Consider the following 24,660-nt stretch of genomic DNA (forward strand, 5'->3'; position numbering starts at 1 on the left):
ATCCCAGGCCAGCGCACCGGCCTGGGGTCAGCGATGTTGCCGGGTTAATTATTTGGCGAGGTAAGCTTTAACGGCGTCCAGCCCTGGTTTGCCATCAATGGTGGTGACACCGGCAAGCCAGGTGTCGAGTACTTGTGGGTTGGATTTGAGCCAGGCTTTGGCGGCTACATCCGGTTTTTGTTTGTCGTCCAGGACTTTACCCATCAGGGTGCTTTCCATGTTCAGGGTGAACGACAGGTTTTTCAGCAACTGACCGACGTTGCTGCATTCCTGGGTGTAGCCCTTGCGAACGTTGGTGTAGATGGTGGCCTGGCCATAGTTGGGGCCGAACGAATCGTCACCGCCGGTCAGGTACTTCATCTTGAAGCGGGTGTTCATCGGGTGTGGTTCCCAACCGAGAAACACGATGGCCTGGTCGCGTTTGGTGGCGCGTTCCACTTGCGAGAGCATCCCGGCTTCGCTGGACTCCACCACTTTGAAACCGGCGGTTTTCAGGCCGAAGGCGTCTTTGTCGATCAGGGTCTGGATGGTGCGGTTGCCGTCGTTACCCGGCTCGATGCCGTAGATTTTGCCGCCCAGCTCATCCTTGAATTTGGCGATATCGGCGAAGTCTTTCAGGCCCTTGTTATACAGCGCCTCGGGTACGGCCAGGGTGTATTTGGCGTTCTCCAGGTTGGCGCGCACGGTTTCCACGGTGCCGGCATCACGGTACTGCTTGATGTCGTTTTCCATGGTCGGCATCCAGTTGCCGAGGAAGATGTCCATGTTCTTGCCGTCGGCCAGCGACTTGTAGGTCACCGGCACTGAAATCATCGTGGTACGTGGCTTGTAGCCCAAGCCTTTGAGGATTTCACTGGTGGTTGCGGTGGTGACGGTGATGTCGGTCCAGCCGACATCGGAGAAATTGACGGTCTGACATTGTGCCGGTTCTGCAGCGTGCGCCAGGGCTGGCAGACTCAACATGGCGGCCAACAACAACGAGGGTGAACCTTTCATCTGGGTAGACTCCTGTGTCTTTTTTCTGACGGCTTGTGCCGCGCTTTATAAGTGTTGCGGTTGGGGCGTGCTTCAAGCTGACGGCACGATGCCTTGCAAACGAGTCGAGACTGATCATGTACCAGTGAAAATCTGACGCCTACAGGGGGCGTCGTATCCAGTACAGGGATGGTCGTATCCAGTGTCGGTGACGTCGCTTACAGATTTTTTCAACGGCAAAACTGCATTTTTTGCCGCTCTGCACCGCTAAAAACGGCCAAAACGCCCGTTCGCGCGAGGGCGGCGCTGCTGAGCATGGTCACGTCGGTGTGAGACGCCGTGAGGGGCAACAAAAGCTTGATGATGCCGCTATTCGGGCGAGTTCAGCGTAGCAGGTCGCCCGTGCCCATCGAGGAGTTTCACGGCAATGGCTATCAGCGTTTTCGACCTGTTCAAGATCGGCATCGGGCCTTCGAGTTCTCACACCGTCGGCCCCATGCGCGCCGCGGCGTTGTTCGTTCAGCACTTGCGTGAACGTGGAATGTTGGAACAAGTACGTCGCGTCGAAGTTCAGCTCTACGGCTCGTTGTCGGCCACCGGCATCGGCCACGGCAGCGACACCGCTACCATCATGGGCTTGATGGGCGAATGGCCGGACGCAATTGACCCGTCGCAGATCGGCCTGCGTATTCACACCCTGCGCGAGACCGACACCTTGTTGCTCGACGGGCGTTTGCCGGTGCTTTTTATCTGGGCGCGCGACATGCGCCTGCTCGATGAAAACCTGCCCTTCCACCCCAACGCCATGACCCTGGTGGTGTTTGGTGATGACGGCGAGCTGCACCGCGACACCTACTACTCAGTCGGCGGCGGTTTTGTGGTGGATGAGGCCCAGGCGCAGAGCGGCGTGGCGGACATGGACCGCACCGAGTTGCCCTATGATTTCTCCAGCGCGGTGGAGCTGTTGCAGCTGTGCAAGACCCACAACCTGCGCGTTGCCGAATTGATGCTGGCCAACGAAAAAACCTGGCGCAGCGAAGAAGAAATCCGCAGCGGCCTGATGAAGCTCTGGCGCGCCATGCAGGACTGCGTGGAGCAGGGCCTCAAGCACGAAGGCATCCTGCCCGGCGGCCTGAATGTGCGACGTCGCGCGGCCAAGCTGCACCGCAGTTTGCAGGAGCTGGGCAAACCGAATGTGATCGGCTCAACCTTGAGCGCCATGGAATGGGTTAACCTGTTCGCCCTGGCGGTCAATGAAGAAAACGCCGCCGGTGGGCGCATGGTCACCGCCCCCACCAATGGCGCGGCGGGGATTATTCCGGCGGTGCTGCACTACTTTATGAAGTTCAGCGAAGAGGTCACCGAAGCCAACGTGGTCGACTATTTGCTGGGCGCTGCGGCGGTGGGGATTCTGTGCAAGAAAAACGCCTCGATCTCCGGCGCCGAAGTCGGCTGCCAGGGCGAAGTCGGTTCTGCTTGCGCCATGGCGGCTGCCGGACTGGCCGAGATCCTCGGCGCCACGCCGGAGCAACTGTGCAACGCCGCTGAAATCGGCCTGGAACATAACCTCGGCCTGACCTGCGACCCGGTGGGCGGGCTGGTGCAAGTGCCGTGCATTGAGCGCAACGCGATTGCGGCGGTGAAGGCGATCAACGCGGCGCAGATGGCGCTGCGCGGTGATGGCCAGCACTTTATTTCCCTGGACCGGGTGATCCGCACCATGCGCGATACCGGCGCGGATATGCATGACAAGTACAAAGAGACATCGCGAGGGGGCTTGGCGGTCAGCGCAGTAGAGTGTTGAGACCGAGTTGCCTGATTTCGCGAGCAAGCCCGCTCCCACATTTTGATTTGTGAACACGGTCAAGTGTGGGAGCGGGCTTGCTCGCGAAAGCGCTAGTCCGAGCAACACTGCTCAAAAAGTGAACATCCAAATCCAAACGCGCCACCTTTTAGCGCGTCGCAAATAGATAAGTAGCTTGCGAACGATCCCGCGCCTTCCCACCCGTCACCCGTGCGTGCGGTGACAGACCTTTCCCACACCCGCAAAGCGCCTTCCCACAAGTGCTACCGATCTGCTCACACCCCTTGAGCAGGGCCGGTCTGACGTCCATTTCCGGCCATATCCCGCACTCCCTGCGTGGGCTTATATAGACGCGTCATCAGGTCGTTTTTAGGATTTATTGGACGGCCATTCAATTTTAGGCATGGCATTTGCTCTATCCATTCAAAGCCTCTCTCCTTGTTGGAGACGAACGCAATAACAAGAGCCTCGCCTGAGGCCATCACCCGCTTTGTGTGAGGAGATACCGCGATGACGTCGTTCAACTCCGGGGCCCAACCCCAGAACCGTGCGCCTCAATCCATCGGCTTTTTGCTGCTGGACAATTTCACGCTGATTTCCCTGGCTTCGGCAGTGGAACCGCTGCGCATGGCCAACCAGCTGTCCGGCCGCGAGCTGTATCGCTGGACAACCCTGAGTGTCGACGGCAACCAGGTCTGGGCCAGCGACGGTCTGCAAATCACCCCCGATGCCTCCATGCACAAAGCTGCGGCCCTGGACACTGTGATTGTGTGCGGCGGCGTGGGCATCCAGCGCACCGTGACCCGTGAACATGTGTCGTGGCTGCAAAGCCAGGCGCGCCAATCGCGCCGCCTTGGCGCGGTCTGCACCGGCAGTTGGGCCTTGGCCTGCGCCGGGTTGCTCGACGGCTTTGATTGCAGCGTGCACTGGGAATGCCTGGCCTCGATGCAGGAAGCCTTCCCGCGCGTGGCCATGAGCACGCGCCTGTTCACCCTCGACCGTAACCGCTTCACCAGCTCGGGCGGCACCGCGCCGCTGGACATGATGCTCCACCTGATCAGCCGCGACCACGGCCGTGAATTGTCGGCCGCCATCTCCGAGATGTTTGTGTACGAACGCATCCGCAACGAACAGGATCACCAGCGTGTGCCGCTCAAGCACATGCTCGGCACCAACCAGCCGAAACTGCAGGAAATCGTCGCGCTGATGGAAGCCAACCTGGAAGAGCCGATCGACCTGGATGAGCTGGCGGTGTATGTCGCCGTGTCGCGCCGCCAACTGGAGCGGCTGTTCCAGAAATACCTGCACTGCTCACCGTCGCGCTACTACCTCAAGTTGCGCCTGATCCGTGCACGGCAGTTGCTCAAGCAAACGCCGATGTCGATCATCGAAGTGGCGTCGGTGTGCGGGTTTGTGTCCACGCCGCACTTCTCCAAGTGCTACCGCGAATACTTCGGCATTCCGCCACGGGATGAGCGCGTAGGTTCCAACACCACCCAGCAAGTGGCGATGATGCCGATTCCGCAGGCGCTGGTGCTGTCACCGTTGTCGGGGCCGATGTCGGCGTTGAGCCAGGCGCGTAATGAGTCGACGTTTGCGAGTGTAAGGCTCTAGACCGAGTCGCCTTCATCGCAGGCAAGCCAGCTCCCACAGGGGAATGCATTCAAAATGTGGGAGCTGGCTTGCCTGCGATAGCGATCTATCAGGCACCAGAGCTTTGCTTGAACTGCACCAAAGCCGGCAACAACTGCTTGTCGATCGCCTGGCGCACCGCCGGCAAGATCGTCGCGCTGCCGGTGTACATCTGCTCCACCATGCCCTTGAGCGCCTTGGCCCGCGCAGCGCTCAAACCGCGTACCGCACATTCGCAAGCCTGTTCGGCGCTGGCGCCGCTGGATACCTCAAAACCCAGCGAGCGCAGTTGGCTCAGCAGGTCATCCTGGTCTATCAAGTCCGCGTGCATCATGACGTTTATCCTGGTGTAGGGAGCGGTATTGAATGGGATTCTGGTAGGCCCTCGGCCGGTCGGCAAGGGCAGAATCGGCGAATGGCTCAGATGGCTATGAACAGGTCGTTTTCGGGTCATTTACCGATAGCAACAATAGGCACACTGGAGGCCAGGCACGCACCTTGACGGTTTGGTCACCCTCGGGATGTCACGCTCACACCAAGCACTCTGCCCCGATCCAGTCACGGCTGGCCCGGGGCTTTTTTTGGCTGGGGTTTGTGGTGGCTTGCCTGCGATGGCCGCACCCCGGTCTACCTCTGCAACACCAATATCCGGGACAACAACTCATCCCGATCAATGTAACAACCCTGAAAATGCCGCGCCCCCGAAGCCGGGTTAAACGCATTGCGCGCATGCAAAGTGCGGCGGTTATCAAAACACCACAACTCACCCGGATTCAGGCGTTTGACCAGCCGGAAACGATCCTCGCGCGTCATCGCAATAAAACGCCGATACGCCCGGTACAACAATGGCATCTGCTCCACGCTGGCCTCAAACGGCCCACGCAAAAAGTTGGCCATGCGAATCTCTGCCACATCACCCAAGGCGTCCAGCGCAATAATCGGTGCCAGGCGGCGGTAGTCGCTGTGCCGGTCTTTATTGCGAAACTCCACCGGAATTTCACACAGTGCGCGAAACGCCTCGGGGTCTTCGCTGCGCAGCGCCTGGGCGATGGCAAAACCATCGACAAAAATGCTCTCGCCACCGTCGGCGTCGTTCACCAGGCAATGCAAAAATTGCAGCCCGGGTTGCAGCTCCCGTGTCGGCAAATCACTGTGCAGCGGCAGGTTGAAAGCGGTGTAGGCGTTACTGTCGGCATCGGCCTTGGATTGCACGTTGAACAGCACGCCGAAGTTGCTCTCGCGAATAAATGAAATGCGCTTGGCGACCAGTGCAAGCGAGCCCGGCTCGGTGGGTACGCCACGGATTTGCGTAAGGCCACCGTCGCGCAAGGCCAGCAGCCATTGCAGCAGGGCTTTGGGGTCTTCCATCACCGTCGCATAGTCGAAGACGGGCAGCGCGAAGGTGCTGTGCCACAGGTGCGACTGGGGTTTGGCTGCGCGGCGTTCGGCGCGTGATTGATCGTCATAGGCGTGGGCGCGCAACCAGCCTGGGTCGTACTGGCTGCGATGGCCGCCGTACCATTCCACGCACAGAAAACCTTGATCGATGTGCGCGCTGACTGCGCGCAGATGCTCGTCCACATCGACAATCTCCAGCACCTGCTCACGGGTCACGCTGTACACGCATTCGCTGCAAGGGCAGTTGTCCCGCAGCCACTGATGATGGAACGGGCTGACCCGCCCATCGGCCCACTGCACGCGAATCTGATCGTCCAGCACCTGCGCCTCGGCAAGGTCGCAGATCTTCGGGTAAGTACGGAAATCGGCAACAGCGGCGGCGGTTTGCATGGCGGCTCCTTATGGTTTTTTGGGGGGTAATCCAATCACTCGGCCCAGCAAGGCAGGGCGGGGCAGGTCGGCCTGTTCGGCGCTGATGCCCGCGAGCTTTTCCAGGGTGGCCTCGGTAAACGGCGTCGAATGCGGCCCGGCCAGATCGACGTGCAGCAGCATCTGTTCGTTGCCGGCCAATTCCTTCGCATCGCCCACAAGGTGCAGGCTGTGATAGAGGTGCAGGCGCTTGGCGTCGTGGGCGATCAGTTGGGTGTGCACCTCTACTTCTGCGCCGAGTTTCACTTCGTGCAGGTAGTTGAGGTGCAGTTCCAGGGTGAACAGCGAGTGGCCGCTGGCTTCGCGGTTTTCGCTGTCCAGCCCGAGGGTGTCCATCAGCGCGTCGGTGGCGTAGCTGAAAATCAGCAGGTAGAACGCATCACGCAGGTGGCCGTTGTAATCGACCCAGTCGGGCTGGATTTTGGTGGTGTAGGTGGTCAGTGCAGGCATGGCGTGGATTCCGAAAATGTGCACGGTCAGAAATGTGGAAGCGAGCAAGCCCGCTCCCACATTGGTTATTCAGCGAAAGTCATACCGTGTTTTTCTTTAGTGGTCTTCACTGCTTCAAGCACCGCCAGCAAGCAATCATCACGATAGCGCTCCAGCGCCGAAATGCTGTGTTTACCCAGCTGATCGCTGGTGCCGTCGACCACATCATCAATCAACTTGTCGGTCAGCTCCGGCGCAGGCAAATACGTCCACGGCAACTGCAGTGCCGGGCCGAACTGGGCCATGAAGTGGCGCATTCCGGCATCGCCGCCGGCCAGGGTGTAGGTCAGGAATGTGCCCATGAACGACCAGCGCAAACCGGCACCAAAACGAATCGCGTCATCGATCTCGCCCGTGGTTGCCACGCCATCATTGACCAGGTGCAACGCCTCACGCCACAGCGCTTCAAGCAAACGGTCGGCAATAAACCCTGGCACTTCCTTGCGCACATGCAACGGGCGCATGCCGAGGGATTCATACACCTTGATCGCCGCTTGAATCGCCTCCGGCGCGGTGTGCTTGCCGCCCACCACTTCCACCAGCGGCAACAGGTAAACCGGGTTGAACGGGTGCCCGACCACGCAGCGTTCCGGGTGCGTCGAGCCCTCGTAGAACTCACTCGGCAACAGGCCCGAAGTGCTGGAGCCAATCAGTGCGTTCGGCTTGGCGGCGGCGCTGATTTTGCTGTGCAATTCCAGCTTCAGCTCCAGGCGTTCCGGGGCGCTTTCCTGGATGAAGTCGGCGTCTTTTACGCATTCTTCAATGGTGGTGACAAAGCGCAGGCGATCCTGGGAGGCACCCGGCGCCAGGCCTTGTTTCTCCAAGGCGCCCCAGGCGTTGGCGACACGTTTGCGCAGCGCTGCTTCAGCGCCGGGCGCCGGGTCCCAGGCGACCACATCCAGGCCGTGGGCCAGGGCACGGGACACCCAGCCGCTGCCGATAACGCCGCTGCCGAGGGCGGCGAAGGTTTTGATTTCGGTGATAAAGCTCATGTCGACAATCCCTGAATAATGTGAAGAACCCTGTGGGAGCGGGCTTGCTCGCGAATGCGGTGTGTCAGTTGATGCATTCGGTGACTGATTCACCGCATTCGCGAGCAAGCCCGCTCCCACATTTTTGATCCGGTTTCGGCAGGGGATTAGCCGCGCTTGGTCAGGCCCATCTTGATTCGGCCTTCCGCCGGGGTCATGACCCGTGCACCCAGGCGGCTGAGGATTTCACTGGCGCGCTCCACCAGTTGGCCGTTAGTGGCGAGTACGCCCTTGTCCAGCCACAGGTTGTCTTCCAGGCCGACCCGCACGTTGCCGCCCAGCAGCACCGCTTGCGCCGCCATCGGCATTTGCATGCGGCCGATGCCGAAACCGGCCCACACGGCGTCGGCAGGCAGGTTGTCGACCATGGCTTTCATGGTGGTGGTGTCGGCCGGCGCGCCCCATGGGATGCCCAGGCACAGTTGGAACAGCGGGTTGTCGAGCAAGCCTTCCTTGATCATCTGCTTGGCGAACCACAGGTGGCCGGTGTCGAAAATTTCCAGCTCGGCCTTAACGCCCAGCTCTTGAATACGCTTGGCGCCCGCCCGCAGCTGCTCCGGGGTAGAGACGTAAATGGTGTCGCCATCGCCGAAGTTGAGTGTGCCGCAGTCCAGGGTGCAAATTTCCGGCAGCAGTTCCTCGACGTGGGCCAGGCGCGTCAGCGGGCCGACCAGGTCGGTGTTGGGGCCGAACTCCATCGGGTTCTCGCCGCCGCCGATCTCCAGGTCGCCGCCCATGCCGGCGGTGAGGTTGACGATGATGTCGATGTCGGCCTCGCGAATGCGCTCCATCACTTCGCGGTACAGCGCCACGTCGCGGCTGAACTTGCCGGTTTGCGGGTCACGCACATGGCAGTGCACCACGGTGGCGCCGGCCTTGGCGGCTTCCACGGCGGCGGCGGCGATTTGTTTGGGAGTGACCGGCACATGCGGGCTGCGGCTGGTCGTGTCGCCAGCACCGGTGAGTGCGCAGGTGATGATGACGTCGTGGTTCATGAGGCGGTTCCTTAAAGGCGGGCGTAGTGATGCCGTTCGCAGCCAACAGCGGCTGCGATACGGTGATGCGAATCAGGTTATTTGCTGGTCAGTTGCAGGTTGGCTGCGGCCGGTTTGCCGTCGAAGGTGGTCACGCCTTCGAGCCAGCGCTGCTGGTCTTGCGGGTGATCCTTGAGCCATTGCTTCGCCGATTCGAGAGCGTCCTTGTGATCCAGCAACGGCTGCATCATTCGGCTCTCGTCGGCGGCGGTGAAAGTCAGGTTGGTCAGCAGTTTGTGCACGTTGGGGCACTGCTCGGCGTAGGTCGGTGAAGTCACGCTCCACACCGTGGCCATGCCTTCGTTCGGGCCAAGGGCGTCATCGCTGCCGGTGAGGTAAGTCATGGCGACGTTGACGTTCATCGGGTGCGGCGCCCAGCCAAAGAACACCACGGCCTCTTTGCGGCGCACGGCGCGGTCGACGGCGGCGAGCATCCCGGCTTCGCTGGACTCCACCAACTGGAACTTGCCGAGGCCGAACTGGTTCTTGGCGATCATCGCCTTGATCTGGGTGTTGGCGCCCGAGCCTGGCTCGATGCCGTAGATCTTGCCGCCCAGTTCTTTTTCGAACCTGGCAATGTCGGCGAAGGTTTTCAGGCCTTTGTCCGCCAGGTAAGTCGGCACGGCGAGGGTGGCGCGCGCATCTTCCAGGCTCGGTTTGTCGAGGACTTTGACTTGCTTGGCGTCGACAAACGGCGTGATGGTCTGGGTCATCAGCGGGTTCCAGTAGCCCAGGAACATATCCAGGCGCTGGTCGCGGATACCGGCGAAGATGATTTGCTGGGAGGCGCTGGTTTGTTTGGTCTTGTAGCCGAGGCCGTCGAGCAATACTTGGGTCATGGCGCTGGTGGCGATTACGTCGGTCCAGTTCACCACACCCATGCGCACGTTCCGGCAAGATTCTGCGTCGGCCGCGAGTACGCTGGTGCTCAAGATGGCGCTGGCGCTGAGTGCAAGCACGCAGCGGCTGATCAGTCGGTTCATGGTGGATCCCTCGGCAGGTCGTTATTGTGGGGGCCGGCGTCTTTGTGCGCCGTGGGATCACGTTACGCAGCTTGAGGGGAGGCAAAGCGCACGGCGGCGACCAGCTCTTGCACTGCAGCGACCTGTGCTCTTGAATGGCCGGTTGAACTGGCGTATCACAGTGAGCACGCTGCCCGTCCTACGAGAGCGCCACCATGTCCCAGGATTTCTACTTTCTGCTGATGCCGGGTTTCTCGGCCATCGGCTTTATTTCCGCGCTGGAACCGCTGCGCGTGGCCAACCGCTTTCGCGGCGAGTTGTACCGCTGGCACGTGTTGAGTGCCGATGGCGGCGCGGTGCTGGCGAGCAATGGCATGTCGGTGAACGCCGACGCCGCGCTGGAGCCGCTGAAAAAAGGCGCGACGCTGATGGTGGTCGCAGGCTTCGAACCCTTGAAGTTCACCACGCCCGCACTGGAACACTGGCTGCGTCGCCTTGATCACGATGGCGTGACCCTCGGCGCCATCGACACCGGCGCCTGTGTGCTCGCAGAAGCCGGTTTGCTCGACGGTCACCGCCTGACCCTGCACTGGGAAGCCATCGACGCGTTCAAGGAGTCCTATCCACAGCTCACGGTGACCCAGGAGCTGTTCGAGATTGACCGCCGACGCATCACTTGCGCCGGTGGCACCGCCTCCATCGACCTGATGCTCGACCTGATCGCCCAGGCCCACGGCCCGGACCTGGCCATCCAGGTGTCCGAGCAGTTCGTGCTCGGGCGCATCCGCCCGCGCAAAGACCACCAGCGCATGCAGATCGCCACGCGCTACGGCATCAACAACAAGAAGCTGGTGCAGGTGATCGGCGAGATGGAACAACACAGCGAGCCGCCGCTGAGCACGTTGGCGTTAGCCGAGGCGATCAAGGTCACGCGGCGTCAGCTGGAGCGCCTGTTCCGTCTGCACCTGAACGACACACCGAGCAACTTCTACCTCGGCCTGCGCCTGGAAAAAGCCCGGCAGCTATTGCGCCAAAGCGACATGAGTGTGCTGGAAGTGAGCATTGCGTGCGGGTTTGAGTCGCCGTCGTACTTCACCCGCAGCTACAGGGCGCGGTTTGCCAAGTGCCCGAGAGAGGACCGGCGACGGGAAGTGGTTTGACGAGCAATTATAGTCAATTATACTCGCGACTATAATTTATAGCTGTTCCAATAATTGAGTATAAAACCATGTCCAAGCACAGCGGCTTTGTGTTTCGCCGCCCGACGCTGGCTCGCAGCATTGCTGATGGCTTGGTCGGCGCCGGGATTCAGGATTTCACCTCAGGCCTGTTCCTCGCAGCACCTCGACGCACCGGCAAAAGTACCTTTTTGCGCGAAGACCTGATCCCGGAGTGTCAACTGCGGGGTTGGCTGGCGGTTTACGTGGATCTCTGGGCTGACAAAGAGAAAGATCCGGCGGAGTTGATCGCCAGCGCTATCGCCGCGGCTCTGGTGCCCTATGAAAAGGGTATTCGCAAGCTGGCCAAGAACATTGGAATCGAGAAGCTAAGCTTCCTGCGTACCCTTTCCTGGGACTTCAGCACGCCACAATTGCCGGTTGGCGCGACGCTGACTCAAGCGTTGGAGTTGCTCCACAGCGCTGCCGAAAAGCCCGTCGTGCTGGTGATTGATGAAGCGCAGCACGCACTGACCACCGAGTCCGGCATCAACGCGATGTTCGCGTTGAAAGCTGCCCGAGATCAGCTCAACCAAGGCCGTGACGAGGAGGGCAGTGGCTTGCGCCTGGTGTTCACCGGCTCCAATCGCGACAAGCTCGCGCATTTGGTCCTCGGTAAAAGCCAACCATTCTTCGGCTCCAGCATCACGCCCTTTCCCTTACTCGGCAAAGCGTTCACTCAGGCCTACACCCTGCACCTCAACGCGCATTTGGCCAGCACCAATCAGTTCAACGCTGCGGATATCGACGAAGCCTTCGAACTGGTCGGCCGTCGCCCGGAGATGCTGCGTACCATCATCGGCGAAGTGGCGCTGGAATTGGGCGAGGCGAGCAACCTGGGCCAACTGCTGCACAGCCGCGCCGAACTGTTGCGTGCCGGCGTATGGACCGAATTTGAAAGCGCGTGGAACAACCTCACCGTTCCCCAGCGTGCTGTGTTGGAGGTGATGGTGGAGCGCTCGCAGAACAACGAGCCTTTTGCGCCGTTTACCGATAGCACACTCACGGCGGTCAGCAAGGCACTGGAGGACATGGGCAGCGACGTGGTGCCGGGCACCCAGACCATTCAGGCCTGTATCGATGCCTTGCGTGACAAAGAATTGGTGTGGAAGTCGAGTCGCGGCGGGTATGCCCTGGAAGACAAATCCTTTGGCGATTGGCTGCTGCACAGAAGCCGTACAGCGAATTCAAAGACACCATAAATCAACTGTGGGAGCTGGCTTGCCTGCGATAGCGGTAGATCAGGCAGTGCAGCGTTGTCTGGCAGACCGCCATCGCAGGCAAGCCAGCTCCCACAGGGGATTGGTGGTGTGGCTTATTTCTTTACCAGCGCCGAGCACGCTGCCTTGAAGGCCTCATGCTGATACTTGTTCAGCGTCGCCGGCAGGGCAAAGTCGTGCTTCTTGTTCTGCGCATTAATGGTCTGCGGCGACAGCAATGTCACCTCAACCCCGTCGAGCAACTGAAACACCCCTTCAATCTTGAACGTGGTCGGGCCACCGGCGAATTCGCCTTTCTTGCTGCGTTTTTTGATCGCGATGCGGGTGATGGCGTTTGCCTGCACAAAGGCCTTCACCTGGGCGGCGAAGGCTTTGACGTTGGCCGCCTCATCGTCGTCTTCAAGCGCGATTTTCTTGGTGGCCAGCGCCACGTGAGTCAGCGTCAGGCCATCCAGGGAAGTGACGGCGATGATGGCTTCGCTGCCTTTGATTTCAATGCCGCAGATAGTCATGCAAGAGCCTTGTTTCAGAGAGAAAGTGACGGGATTGTCGCTTATTCCTGCCCAATCGACTCCAAAAACTCCGACCGCTCATCACTCATCCGCGCCAGGCAGTCATTCTGTTGAATCGCGTAGTCCTTGCTGCCATTCACCGCCGGGAAGGTGTCCACCGCGCAATCGGCATCGCGAAGTTTTTCCCACTTCTGCTGGGCATCCTTCAGACGAGCGGTAATGTCGGCCAGTTGCGATTTGTTGCTGCCATAGGTTGAACCCATGCGTTCGAGCAAGCCCTGATAGTTATCCTTGAGCAATTGCTCGGCGGTGGTTTTGTTATAGGTGGCGCATTCCAGGGTTTGTTTGTCGTTTTCGATGCCATCGCAAGGCGTGTTGTCGGTGTCTTCGGCGGCGTGGACGCCGGTTGCGATGAGTGCCAAAGCCAGGAAAATCGATTTCATTGCGCCGTCTCATATCAGGTGATGAGCAAATTCTGGCTCAAGCGTGGGACAAAGAACAGCCACCCGTCATCGATGTCATGTAGGCCTTTGTCGCTGATTGACGCTTTCGGCAATTCCCCTGTCGTTTTTGCACCCGGCTCAGGTTGCCCCTGGGCATATGCTGGCCCCAAAGCGCCGGCAGACGATTCGGCGCATGAATCGCCAATAAGGGGACGCCTGATGAGCCCAGCCGAGTTGCACGCCGACAGCATCGTTATCGACGGTCTGATTATTGCCAAGTGGAACCGCGACCTGTTCGAAGACATGCGCAAAGGTGGCCTCACCGCCGCCAACTGCACGGTGTCGGTGTGGGAAGGCTTCCAGGCCACGATCAACAACATCGTGGCCAGCCAGACCCTGATCCGTGAAAACAGCGACCTGGTGATCCCGGTGAAAACCACCGCCGACATTCGCCGCGCAAAAGAGCAGGGCAAGACCGGCATCATCTTCGGCTTCCAGAACGCCCATGCGTTTGAGGACCAACTGGGCTACGTCGAGATCTTTAAGCAGCTCGGCGTGGGTGTGGTGCAGATGTGCTACAACACCCAGAACCTGGTCGGCACCGGTTGCTATGAGCGTGACGGCGGCCTGTCGGGCTTTGGTCGTGAAATCGTCGGCGAGATGAACCGTGTCGGCATCATGTGCGACCTGTCCCACGTCGGTTCCAAGACCAGCGAAGAAGTCATCCTCGAATCGAAAAAGCCGGTGTGCTACTCCCACTGCCTGCCGTCGGGCCTTAAAGAGCACCCGCGCAACAAGTCCGATGAAGAACTCAAGTTCATCGCCGACCATGGCGGTTTTGTCGGCGTGACCATGTTCGCGCCGTTCCTGGCCAAGGGCATCGATTCGACCATCGACGACTACGCCGAAGCCATCGAATACACCATGAACATCGTCGGTGAAGACGCGATCGGCATCGGCACCGACTTCACCCAGGGCCATGGCCAGGATTTCTTCGAGATGCTGACCCATGACAAGGGTTACGCCCGCCGCCTGACCAGCTTCGGCAAGATCATCAACCCGCTGGGCATCCGCACCGTGGGCGAGTTCCCCAACCTCACCGAGACCCTGCTCAAACGCGGCCACAGCGAGCGTGTGGTGCGCAAGATCATGGGCGAGAACTGGGTCAACGTCTTGAAAGACGTCTGGGGCGAATAAGCCACCGCATTTCTCCCCGACCGTTCGCGTCGGGGCATACCTGAGAATTTTCTGGAGTTAAGTTTCCATGGCCAAAATCGCCCCGCAATTGCCTATCGAAGTCGACAGCGAAACCGGTGTCTGGACTTCCGACGCCCTGCCGATGCTGTATGTGCCACGGCATTTCTTCGTCAACAACCACATGGGCATCGAAGAAGTGCTGGGCGCCGACGCCTACGCCGAGATCCTCTACAAGGCCGGCTACAAATCTGCCTGGCACTGGTGCGAAAAAGAAGCTGAATGCCACGGCCTGGAAGGCGTTGCAGTGTTCGAGCATTACATGAAGCGCCTGTCGCAACGCGGCTGGGGCCTGTTCAAGATCCAGGACATCGACCTCGACAAAGGCACCGCCAGCGTCAAGCTCGAACACTCGGCGTTTGTCTACGTGTACGGCAAGGTCGGGCGCAAAGTGGACTACATGTTCACCGGCTGGTTTGCCGGTGCCATGGACCAGATTCTGCAGGCGCGCGGCAGCCAGATTCGCACCGTAGCCGAGCAAGTTTACGGAGGCTCCGAAGAGGGCCATGACGACGGCCTGTTCACCGTCAAGCCGTTGTAAGTCGAGGAACCGTGCCATGGCTTTCGAAGCAATGTTTGCGCCGATCCAGATCGGCAAACTGACCATCCGCAACCGCGTGCTCAGTACCGCCCACGCCGAGGTGTATGCCACCGACGGCGGCATGACCACTGACCGCTATGTGAAGTATTACGAAGAGAAAGCCAAGGGCGGTATCGGCCTGGCGATCTGTGGCGGCTCCTCGGTGGTGGCCATCGACAGCCCGCAGGAATGGTGGAGCTCGGTGAACCTGTCCACCGACCGCATCATCCCGCACTTCCAGAACCTGGCCGATGCCATGCACAAGCATGGCGCCAAGATCATGATCCAGATTACCCACATGGGCCGTCGCTCGCGCTGGGACGGCTTTAACTGGCCGACCCTGATGTCGCCGTCCGGCGTGCGTGAGCCGGTGCACCGTGCGACCTGCAAGACCATCGAGCCGGAAGAAATCTGGCGCGTAATCGGCAACTACGCCAGCGCCGCCAAGCGCGCCAAGGCCGGTGGCCTGGACGGCGTGGAACTGTCTGCGGTGCACCAGCACATGATCGACCAGTTCTGGAGCCCGCGGGTCAACAAGCGTACCGACGAATGGGGCGGCACCTTCGAGGGCCGCATGAAGTTCGGCCTGGAAGTGCTCAAAGCCGTGCGCGCCGAGGTCGGTGACGACTTTTGCGTGGGAATGCGCTTGTGTGGCGACGAGTTCCACCCGGACGGCTTGTCCCACGAGGACATGAAGCAGATCGCCAAGTATTACGACGACACCGGCATGCTCGATTTTATCGGCGTGGTGGGCTCGGGTTGCGACACCCACAACACCCTGGCCAACGTGATCCCGAACATGAGCTACCCGCCGGAGCCGTTCCTGCACCTGGCGGCCGGTATCAAGGAAGTGGTCAAGGTTCCGGTGCTGCACGCGCAGAACATCAAGGACCCGAACCAGGCCACGCGCATTCTGGAAGGCGGTTATGTGGACATGGTCGGCATGACCCGTGCGCACATCGCCGACCCGCACCTGATCGCCAAGATCAAGATGGGCCAGATCGACCAGATCAAACAGTGCGTCGGTGCCAACTACTGCATCGACCGCCAATACCAGGGCCTGGATGTGTTGTGCATCCAGAACGCCGCGACCTCCCGTGAATACATGGGCGTGCCGCACATCATCGAGAAATCCGCCGGGGTCAAACGCAAAGTCGTGGTGGTGGGTGCCGGCCCGGCCGGCATGGAAGCGGCGCGGGTCGCGGCCGAACGTGGCCACGACGTGACCCTGTTCGAGAAGAAAGAGTTTATCGGCGGGCAAATCACCACCGCCTCCAAAGCCCCGCAGCGTGACCAGATCGCCGGCATCACGCGCTGGTTCCAGCTGGAGTTGGCACGCTTGAAGGTCGACCTGCGCCTGGGCGTGGCGGCCGATGCCGAGACCATCCTCGACCTGCGCCCTGACATCGTGGTGCTGGCCGTCGGCGGGCATCCGTTTATCGAGCAGAACGAACATTGGGGCGCCGCTGAAGGTTTGGTGGTGAGCAGTTGGGACGTGCTCGACGGCAAAGTGGCGCCGGGCAAGAACGTGTTGGTGTACGACACCATCTGCGAGTTCACCGGCATGTCGGTGGCCGACTTCCTGGCCGACAAAGGCTGCCAGGTGGAAATCGTCACCGACGACATCAAGCCAGGCGTGGCGATTGGCGGTACGTCGTTCCCGACTTACTACCGCAGCATGTACCCCAAAGAAGTGATCATGACCGGCGACATGATGCTGGAAAAGGTCTACCGCGAGGGCGACAAGCTGGTGGCGGTGCTGGAGAACGAATACACCGGCGCCAAGGAAGAACGCGTGGTTGACCAGGTGGTGGTCGAGAACGGTGTGCGCCCGGACGAGGCCATTTACTACGGGCTCAAGGAAGGTTCGCGCAACAAGGGCCAGATCGACGTCGAAGCCTTGTTCGCGATCAAACCGCAGCCGTGCTTGAGCGAGGCGGGTGAGGGGTACTTGCTGTTCCGCATCGGTGACTGTGTGGCGCAGCGTAATACCCACGCCGCGATCTATGACGCCCTGCGCTTGTGCAAGGATTTCTGACGCACCTGATCGTTCCCACGCTCTGCGTGGGAATGCTGCCCTGGACGCTCCGCGTCCGCTCTTAAGGTCGTGACGCAGAGCGTCACAGGATGCATCCCCACGCAGAGCGTGGGGACGATCATTGTGGGAGCTTCACCATGTTGAACACCTTGCTTCCTATTCTTTTGTTTGCAGCCATCGGCCTCGCCGCCCTCGGCGCCTTGCGCCGGGTCAACATGTGGCGCCGTGGCCGCGCGTCCAAGGTCGACCTGCTCGGCGGCCTGCTGGCCATGCCCAAGCGCTATATGGTTGACCTGCACCACGTGGTGGCCCGCGACAAATACATCGCCAACACCCACGTCGCCACCGCCCTGGGCTTTGTGCTGTCGGCGCTGCTGGCTATTTTGGTGCACGGTTTTGGCCTGCATAACCGTATCCTCGGCTATGCCTTGCTGCTGGCCTCGGTGCTGATGTTCGTCGGCGCCACCTTCGTCTACCTGCGTCGGCGCGACCCACCCGCGCGCCTGTCGAAAGGCCCGTGGATGCGCCTGCCGAAAAGCCTGATGGCGTTCTCGGTCAGCTTCTTTGTGGTGACCTTGCCGGTGGCCGGAGTTTTGCCTGCCGACTTTGGCGGCTGGCTGCTCGCCGCGCTCTTGAGCCTGGGCGTGCTGTGGGGCGTGAGCGAAATGTTCTTCGGCATGACCTGGGGCGGGCCGATGAAACACGCCTTCGCCGGTGCCCTGCACCTGGCCTGGCACCGTCGCGCCGAGCGTTTTGGTGGTGGCCGTTCTACAGGTTTGAAGCCGCTCGACCTCAGCGACAAAACCGCGCCATTGGGCGTGGAAAAACCCAAGGATTTCACCTGGAACCAACTGCTCGGTTTCGACGCCTGCGTGCAGTGCGGCAAGTGCGAAGCGGCGTGCCCGGCGTTCGCCGCCGGCCAACCGCTGAACCCGAAAAAACTCATTCAGGACATGGTGGTCGGCCTGGCCGGTGGCACCGATGCCAAGTTCGCCGGCAGCCCTTACCCAGGCAAACCGGTGGGCGAACACAGCGGCAACCCGCACCAGCCGATCGTCAATGGCCTGGTCGACGCCGAAACCCTGTGGTCGTGCACCACCTGCCGCGCCTGCGTGGAAGAGTGCCCGATGATGATCGAGCACGTCGACGCCATCGTCGACATGCGCCGCCACCTCACCCTGGAAAAAGGCGCCACGCCGAACAAGGGCGCCGAAGTCCTGGAAAACCTGATTGCCACCGATAACCCCGGCGGTTTCGCACCGGGCGGTCGCCTCAACTGGGCAGCGGACCTCAACCTGCCATTGCTCAGCGAAAAAGCCAGCTGCGACGTATTGTTCTGGGTCGGTGACGGCGCGTTCGACATGCGTAACCAACGCACCTTGCGCGCCTTCGTCAAAGTGCTCAAAGCGGCCAAAGTCGACTTTGCCGTGCTGGGCCTGGAAGAACGCGACAGCGGTGATGTGGCGCGGCGCCTGGGCGATGAAGCCACTTTCCAACTGCTGGCCACGCGCAATATCCGCACACTGGAAAAGTACAGCTTCAAGCGCATCGTCACCTGCGACCCGCACAGCTTTCACGTGCTGAAAAACGAATACGGCGCCTTCAACGGTAATTATGTCGTGCAGCACCACAGCACCTTCATGGCCGAACTGATCGGCGAGGGCGCGCTGAACCTGGGCCAGCACAAGGGCAACAGCGTGACTTACCACGACCCTTGTTACCTGGGCCGCTACAACGGCGAATACGAGGCGCCGCGCCAAGTGCTGCGGGCGTTGGGTATCGAGGTCAAGGAGATGCAACGCTCGGGCTTCCGTTCGCGCTGCTGCGGCGGCGGTGGCGGCGCGCCGATCACCGATATTCCCGGCAAGCAGCGCATCCCGGATATGCGCATGGACGACATCCGCGAAACCGGCGCCGAGCTGGTGGCCGTGGGTTGTCCACAATGCACCGCAATGCTTGAGGGTGTAGTCGAGCCACGGCCACTGATCAAGGACATCGCTGAACTGGTGGCCGACGCGTTGCTTGAAGACGCCACACCGTCCAAGGCCCCCATCAAGCGTCAACCTGCGGAGGTGCACTGATGAGCGACATTATCCGCCGCGACCCACGGGCCGAATGGATCGCCCGTAACCGCCTGCACCCGTTGCACGCGGCCATGCAGCCGCTGCAACACAGCTGGATGGGGCCGAACGGCGTCATCCGCAAAAATGTACATGGCGTGGGTTTTATCGGCCCCAACGGCATCAAGCGTATCGACCGCAGCGGCGCCCAGCAGGGCGGCGCGGCCAAGCGCACGGCGGCAGTGCAAGTGCAGTTGCCGCTGCACCAGGTAACAGCGCCGGCGTTCTATATCAACGTGGTCCCGGACATGGTCGGTGGCCGCCTGAGCAGCCATGACCGCGACTTGCTCGGCCTGGCCCGGCAACTCGCCGGCAGTGACGGTGCAGTGCTGGCGGTGATGTTTGGCGAGCACAAAGAAAGTGCTTTTGCCACGGCGGGCGTCGATCGCCTGCTGGTGTTGGATGGCCAGGAATTCGAGGGTTATTCACCGGAGCAACGCATCCAGGGCTTGCGGGCTGTGGATAACCAGTTCAACCCGCGCCATTGGTTGCTGCCCGACAGCCGCAGTGGCGGCGGCGAATTGGGCCGGCGTTTTGCCGCGAGCCTCAAGGAACGCCCGGCCACACGCGTGTGGCAGATCAAGGGCGAGGAGTGCATCGGCCGCGCCGGTGCGGGCCAGGAGGATTTGGCCCGGCCACTGCCGCGCCTGATTCTGGCCGCGGTGGAATGCGCCGAGCCGGTCAGCGAAACCCGTCACGAAGCCTTGCCGGTGGAGTTATCCACAACTCTGGCGCGCAGCCTGCCGCGTATCGAGGATCTCGGCGCAGTGGCGGTGGACCCTGGGGCAATTCCGATGGCCGAGGCGGAGTTCATTTTCTCTGGCGGCAATGGCGTCAAGGATTGGGCATTATTCCACCAGACCGCAGCCGCCTTGGGCGCCACCGAAGGCGCGTCACGGGTGGCAGTGGACGATGGCTTTATGGCGCGTGATCGCCAGGTCGGCGCCAGCGGCACCTGGGTCACGGCACGGGTGTACGTGGCCGTGGGCATTTCCGGGGCGATCCAGCACCTGCAAGGCATCGGTGCCTGCGACAAGGTGGTAGCGATCAACCTCGACCCTGGCTGCGACATGATCAAGCGTGCCGACCTGTCGGTGATCGGCGAAAGCGCCGCGATTCTGCAAGCCTTGATCGAGGCGGTGCAGGTGTACCGCAACGGCGCCAAGCGCGATGCGGCTTAAGGACATGACCATGACCACGAATGTAATCAGCTTGGTGTCCATCGGCGCCCACCCGACTTCCGGCCGTCCGCGTCGTGCGGAGCAGGATGCCCGCGCCGTCGAGCTGGGCCTGCAGTTGGCTGGGGATAGTTTGCAGGTGCTGCATGCCGGTGATGTTAACGAGCCGACGTTGCGCAGCTACCTGGGCATGGGCCTGCCGCAGTTGCATGTGCTCGAACAACCGGCGGGCAGCGACGCTTTGCCGGTGCTCAGTGATTATCTGCGTGAGGCCGGGGCTCACGTGGTGCTCACCGGCAGCCAGGCGGAAACCGGCGAAGGCTCGGGCATGTTGCCGTTCCTGTTGGCCGAGCAATTGGGCTGGCCGTTGATCGTCGGGCTGGCGCAAGTGGAGTCTATCGACGGCGGCATTGCCCATGTGCTGCAAGCCTTGCCGCGCGGGCAGCGGCGGCGCCTGAAGGTGCGCCTGCCGTTCCTGGCGACTGTGGATAACGCCGCGCCCAAGCCACGGCAAAGCGCCTATGGCCCGGCGCAGCGCGGCGAGCTGGCGGCCCATGAGGTCGAGGTTGAACACGATGAGTTATTCACAGGTGCGGTGCTGCAACCGGCCAAGCCACGGCCCAAGCGCCTGAAGGTAATCAAGGCCAAGAGCGGCGCCGATCGGATGAAGGCGGCGACTGCCAAGGCCAGCGGCGGCGGTGGGCAGGTGCTCAAGGGGCTTACCCCTGAAGCGGGCGCGGAAGCGATTCTGAAGCTACTCATCGAAGAAGGCGTGGTGCGCTAAAGGATTACCCACAATCCCTGTTGATCCGCCTGTGGATAACCTGTTCGCGGTTGTCCACACCCCCGGCTGATCAAGCCCTGCAGACCTCTGTACGAAAAACAACCAGGCTAACTCACGGTTTTTGCTTGGGTTTTTTGCTGGATAAGTTTGAAGCCAGGCACAAACTTGCCCCCAAAGTCTGTTGGCGCTTCTGTGGATAAGATGTTCGCTCTCGGCTGGGAGCCTTATAGATAAAGACTTTCAGTGGTTTGATCAAAATATGATCAATTTGCCTTGTTGGCTTGCGAAAATCCCTGAATGCCCCGATTTATGAAGGTTTGAGGTGGTTTTCCACAAGGCTTGCAAAGTTGCCCCCAAAGTCTGTTGGTGCTTCTGTGGATAAGGTGTTCGCCTACTGCTGTAGGCCACGTATTCAGGGGCTTTCACGGGTTTGATCAATAAGTGATCAGGTGTGGCTAAAACCGCACGACTTGAATAAGTCACGGATTTTCTTCAGTTAATTTCGAGGGTTGAGCACACTTGCCCACAATTGCTGTGGGTGGCTTTGTGGATAAGTTGTTGGGCGAAGGCTGGAGGGTAGGGTGACAAAGGGCTGTAAGAGTGTTGATCGATTTTTGAACAGTAGCCCATGTACATGTGGGAGCTGGCTTGCCTGCGATAGCGGTGTATCAGTCAATTCATTCATTGCTGAACCACCGCATTCGCGAGCAAGCCCGCTCCCACCGTTTGATCGACGGTGTGTCAGTTACTCGTGCGCCGCCACACCCTTGAGATACGGCGCTGGCGCCGCGCCCAGGTTGTTCAGCAGACGCTCGCTGTACCAGTCGACAAAGTTCACCACACCAAACTCATAGGTCTTGGAGTACGGGCCCGGCTGGTACGCGGTGGAGTTGATCCCGCGCTGGTTCTCTTCCGCCAGGCGGCGGTCCTGGTCATTGGTGGCGTCCCAGACCTGGCGCATACGCTCCACGTCGTAGTCCACACCTTCCACAGCGTCCTTGTGCACGATCCACTTGGTGGTGACCATGGTTTCCTGGGCGCTGATCGGCCACACAGTGAACACAATGATGTGGTCGCCCATGCAGTGGTTCCACGAATGCGGCAGGTGCAGGATACGCATCGAGCCCAGGTCCGGGTTCTTGATGCGGCCCATGAGCTTGGCGCAGCCTTGTTTGCCATCCAGGGTCATCGACACGGTGCCTTTGAGCAGCGGCATGCGCACGATGCGATTACGCAGGCCGAAGCTGGCGTGGGCGTAAGGGATCTTTTCGGCGTCCCACGCGGCGGCGGAGGCGGCGACGTGATCTTTAAACGCCTGGTCGGCGCGCGGGTCGGTGACGTCGTCCCATTCCAGCAGGGTTTTCAGCAGTTCCGGGTGCGATGCGTTGCAGTGGTAGCACTCGCGGTTGTTTTCCAGCACCAGCTTCCAGTTGGCCTTTTCGAACAAGGTGGTTTGAATCGCCACCTTGGTGTTCTCCATGTCGTAGGGTTCCATGTAGTGGTTCAGCGTCGACAGGAAATCATCGATGGCCGGCGGGGTTTCGGCCAGGCTGATGAAGATGTAGCCCCCCGCCGTTTTCACGTTCACGGGCTTCAAGCCGTACTGCTTCATGTCGAAGTCGGCGCCCATCTCGGTGCCGGCGAACAGCAGGCGGCCGTCCAGCTCGTAGGTCCACTGGTGGTAGTGGCACACGAGCTTGGCGACCTTGCCCTTGTCGCTGGTGCACAGGCGTGAGCCCCGGTGGCGGCACACGTTATGGAAGGCATGCACCACGCCGTCGGCGCCACGGATCACGATGATCGGGTTCTTGCCGATTTGCAGGGTGATGTAGTTGCCCTTGGTGGGGATCTCGCAGGTCATGCCGGCGATCAACCACTCTTTCTGGAAGATCTCCTGCATGTCGATATCAAACAACCGCTCATCAGAGTAGAACGGCTGCGGCAGCGAAAAAGTGCGTTCGCGCTCTTGCAGCATTTGCGCGGTGGCCTTGCGTGCGGGTTCCAGCGGATCGCCCAAGCTTAAGGTTGCGGTGACGTCCATCGTGTGTGTCCTCATGGCCATTCTGTGTGGCCGGCGAAAGTGGCTGATCAGGTTTTGCAGCAAGGCGTAAAGAAAGCGTCGTTGTTGGAAGCGAGTGTGGGGCCGCCGATGCACCGAACCTTGTCCATTAGCGACATGGCCCACTCTGATCCCGACGCGCAAGCCCCGTGGTATGGGGGCTGGTCGCGATAAGTATGTGAATGTCGCAGATAGGTAAATGGGCGGTTGCGGCGTTACGCAGAATCGCCACCATAAAGCCGAGCATCGGCAGTGGAGAGCAAGCATGTCCAACAATTTCCTGAACCCGGTAACCACCCAGACCTGGGCCAATGGTCGGCACATCGTCCGTTGCGTCAAAGTCATCCAGGAAACCTGGGACGTGCGCACCTTTTGCTTCATGGCCGACCAGCCGATTTTGTTCTTTTTCAAGCCAGGGCAGTTCGTCACCCTGGAGCTGGAGATCGAAGGCCAGCCGATCATGCGCTCGTACACCATCTCCAGTTCGCCGTCGGTGCCCTACAGCTTCTCGGTGACCATCAAGCGCGTGCCGGGCGGGCGGGTTTCCAACTGGCTGCACGACACCCTGCATGAAGGCCAGGAGCTGGCGGTGCACGGGCCGGTCGGGCTGTTCAATGCCATCGACTTCCCAAGCCCTAAAGTGCTGTACCTCAGCGGCGGCGTCGGCATCACGCCGGTGATGTCCATGGCGCGCTGGTTTTACGACACCAACGCGAATGTCGACATGACGTTTGTCCACAGCGCCCGCTCGCCTAAAGACATCATTTACCACCGCGAGCTGGAGCACATGGCGTCGCGGATCGACAACTTCAGCCTGCACCTTATCTGTGAAAAACACGGATTGGGCGAGCCCTGGGCCGGGTATCGCGGTTACCTGAACCACAAGATGCTGGAATTGATGGTGCCGGATTTCCTGGAGCGCGAAGTGTTCTGCTGCGGCCCTACGCCTTACATGAGCGCGGTGAAACGCCTGCTGGAGGCCGCCGGCTTCGACATGACGCGCTACCACGAGGAATCCTTCGGCGCCACGCCGCCGGAAGCCCGCGCCGATGCGGTGGAGCAAGCCGAGCAAGCCGCGGACGCGCCAGAGATCGACCTGGCAGACCTGCATCAAGTGGAATTCATCGCCTCCGGCAAAAGCATTCGTGTGGCGCCGGGCGAAACCGTGCACGCGGCCGCGGCCAAGCTTGGCCTGCTGATTCCAAAAGCATGCGGCATGGGCATTTGTGGGACATGCAAGGTCATGAAGCTGGGCGGGGAGGTCGAGATGGACCACAACGGCGGGATCACCGAGGAAGACGAAGCCGAAGGCTACATCCTGTCGTGCTGCAGCGTGCCGAAGGGCGACGTGCGTATCGAGTTCTAAACGCTCGTTCCCACGCTCCGCGTGGGAATGCAACCCGTGACGCTCCGCGTCACAAAGTGCCCGGTATTCAGGCCATGCCCACAGGCCGGGACGCGGAGCGCCCCAAGAGGCATTCCCACGCAGAGCGTGGGAACG

The 24,660-nt window shown here is 60.8% G+C and carries 21 protein-coding genes; 11 read left to right on the forward strand and 10 right to left on the reverse strand.

The features are described from left to right. Positions 1-48: 48 nt before the first annotated feature. On the reverse strand, positions 49-996 hold the full coding sequence (locus BLV67_RS18280; RefSeq protein WP_068931290.1) for a choline ABC transporter substrate-binding protein: 948 nt from the start codon (positions 994-996) through the stop codon (positions 49-51). 406 nt (positions 997-1,402) lie between these two features. Between BLV67_RS18280 and BLV67_RS18285 the strand changes: the two genes are divergently transcribed. Beyond that, positions 1,403-2,779 carry an L-serine ammonia-lyase gene (locus BLV67_RS18285; RefSeq protein ID WP_069786991.1) on the forward strand — a complete coding sequence of 459 codons (1,377 nt, stop codon included), beginning with the start codon at positions 1,403-1,405 and terminating at the stop codon, positions 2,777-2,779. 510 nt (positions 2,780-3,289) lie between these two features. Further along, on the forward strand, positions 3,290-4,393 hold the full coding sequence (gene gbdR, locus BLV67_RS18290) for a choline metabolism transcriptional regulator GbdR (RefSeq protein WP_065929456.1): 1,104 nt from the start codon (positions 3,290-3,292) through the stop codon (positions 4,391-4,393). Positions 4,394-4,481: 88 nt separating this feature from the next. Here the strand turns inward: gbdR and BLV67_RS18295 are convergent, their stop codons facing one another. The 6 genes from BLV67_RS18295 to BLV67_RS18320 all read right to left on the reverse strand — a co-directional run bounded on the left by BLV67_RS18295 (position 4,482) and on the right by BLV67_RS18320 (position 9,775). Beyond that, on the reverse strand, positions 4,482-4,745 hold the full coding sequence (locus BLV67_RS18295) for a hypothetical protein (protein ID WP_017139371.1): 264 nt from the start codon (positions 4,743-4,745) through the stop codon (positions 4,482-4,484). Positions 4,746-5,038: 293 nt separating this feature from the next. Next, positions 5,039-6,199, reverse strand: coding sequence for a gamma-butyrobetaine dioxygenase (locus tag BLV67_RS18300; protein ID WP_069786992.1), 1,161 nt, complete (start codon positions 6,197-6,199; stop codon positions 5,039-5,041). A gap of 9 nt (positions 6,200-6,208) precedes the next feature. Further along, entirely contained in the window at positions 6,209-6,688 is a 480-nt protein-coding gene (locus BLV67_RS18305) for a thioesterase family protein (RefSeq protein WP_065929454.1), read from the reverse strand. A 65-nt stretch (positions 6,689-6,753) separates the two neighbouring features. After that, complete coding sequence (locus tag BLV67_RS18310) at positions 6,754-7,719, reverse strand: L-carnitine dehydrogenase (protein ID WP_069786993.1); 966 nt, start codon at positions 7,717-7,719, stop codon at positions 6,754-6,756. A 146-nt stretch (positions 7,720-7,865) separates the two neighbouring features. Next, on the reverse strand, positions 7,866-8,753 hold the full coding sequence (gene cdhC, locus BLV67_RS18315) for a 3-dehydrocarnitine:acetyl-CoA trimethylamine transferase CdhC (protein WP_069786994.1): 888 nt from the start codon (positions 8,751-8,753) through the stop codon (positions 7,866-7,868). Positions 8,754-8,830: 77 nt separating this feature from the next. Further along, positions 8,831-9,775: a choline ABC transporter substrate-binding protein gene (locus BLV67_RS18320; RefSeq protein WP_069786995.1), complete on the reverse strand. Its 945-nt coding sequence runs from the start codon at positions 9,773-9,775 to the stop codon at positions 8,831-8,833. A 194-nt stretch (positions 9,776-9,969) separates the two neighbouring features. Between BLV67_RS18320 and BLV67_RS18325 the strand changes: the two genes are divergently transcribed. Further along, complete coding sequence (locus tag BLV67_RS18325) at positions 9,970-10,914, forward strand: GlxA family transcriptional regulator (RefSeq protein ID WP_065929451.1); 945 nt, start codon at positions 9,970-9,972, stop codon at positions 10,912-10,914. 68 nt (positions 10,915-10,982) lie between these two features. Next, a complete protein-coding gene (locus tag BLV67_RS18330; protein WP_069786996.1) occupies positions 10,983-12,173 on the forward strand; it encodes an AAA family ATPase in 1,191 nt (396 codons plus the stop codon). 113 nt (positions 12,174-12,286) lie between these two features. On the opposite strand, the gene BLV67_RS18335 is transcribed toward BLV67_RS18330, so the two are convergent. Beyond that, positions 12,287-12,703 (reverse strand): DUF3010 family protein, encoded by a 417-nt coding sequence (locus BLV67_RS18335; RefSeq protein ID WP_069786997.1) that lies wholly within the window; start codon positions 12,701-12,703, stop codon positions 12,287-12,289. A 41-nt stretch (positions 12,704-12,744) separates the two neighbouring features. Beyond that, on the reverse strand, positions 12,745-13,146 hold the full coding sequence (locus BLV67_RS18340; protein WP_056857778.1) for a lysozyme inhibitor LprI family protein: 402 nt from the start codon (positions 13,144-13,146) through the stop codon (positions 12,745-12,747). Positions 13,147-13,365: 219 nt separating this feature from the next. Between BLV67_RS18340 and BLV67_RS18345 the strand changes: the two genes are divergently transcribed. From BLV67_RS18345 to etfB, 6 genes are all read left to right on the forward strand, one after another. Continuing rightward, complete coding sequence (locus tag BLV67_RS18345) at positions 13,366-14,343, forward strand: dipeptidase (RefSeq protein WP_014720245.1); 978 nt, start codon at positions 13,366-13,368, stop codon at positions 14,341-14,343. A 67-nt stretch (positions 14,344-14,410) separates the two neighbouring features. After that, the gene (locus tag BLV67_RS18350) at positions 14,411-14,941 is read left to right on the forward strand and encodes a DUF5943 domain-containing protein (protein WP_034116150.1); all 531 of its coding nucleotides are present in this window, start codon (positions 14,411-14,413) and stop codon (positions 14,939-14,941) included. A gap of 16 nt (positions 14,942-14,957) precedes the next feature. After that, positions 14,958-17,018, forward strand: a complete 2,061-nt coding sequence (gene dgcA / locus BLV67_RS18355; protein ID WP_069786998.1) for a dimethylglycine demethylation protein DgcA — start codon at positions 14,958-14,960, stop codon at positions 17,016-17,018. 137 nt (positions 17,019-17,155) lie between these two features. Then, positions 17,156-19,099: a dimethylglycine demethylation protein DgcB gene (gene dgcB, locus BLV67_RS18360; protein ID WP_069786999.1), complete on the forward strand. Its 1,944-nt coding sequence runs from the start codon at positions 17,156-17,158 to the stop codon at positions 19,097-19,099. Further along, positions 19,099-20,319, forward strand: coding sequence for an electron transfer flavoprotein subunit alpha (gene etfA / locus BLV67_RS18365; RefSeq protein ID WP_069787000.1), 1,221 nt, complete (start codon positions 19,099-19,101; stop codon positions 20,317-20,319). The genes dgcB and etfA overlap by 1 nt, the downstream gene beginning before the upstream one ends. Positions 20,320-20,329: 10 nt before the next feature. After that, positions 20,330-21,100 (forward strand): electron transfer flavoprotein subunit beta, encoded by a 771-nt coding sequence (etfB, locus tag BLV67_RS18370; RefSeq protein WP_069787001.1) that lies wholly within the window; start codon positions 20,330-20,332, stop codon positions 21,098-21,100. 745 nt (positions 21,101-21,845) lie between these two features. Here the strand turns inward: etfB and gbcA are convergent. Continuing rightward, a complete protein-coding gene (gene gbcA, locus BLV67_RS18375; RefSeq protein WP_065929444.1) occupies positions 21,846-23,141 on the reverse strand; it encodes a glycine-betaine demethylase subunit GbcA in 1,296 nt (431 codons plus the stop codon). Between the two features lie 283 nt (positions 23,142-23,424). On the opposite strand from gbcA, the gene gbcB reads away from it, so the two are divergent. After that, positions 23,425-24,525: a glycine-betaine demethylase subunit GbcB gene (gbcB, locus tag BLV67_RS18385; protein ID WP_017139359.1), complete on the forward strand. Its 1,101-nt coding sequence runs from the start codon at positions 23,425-23,427 to the stop codon at positions 24,523-24,525. Positions 24,526-24,660: the final 135 nt, after the last annotated feature.

This window comes from Pseudomonas salomonii, from assembly GCF_900107155.1.
GTDB lineage: Bacteria > Pseudomonadota > Gammaproteobacteria > Pseudomonadales > Pseudomonadaceae > Aquipseudomonas > Aquipseudomonas salomonii.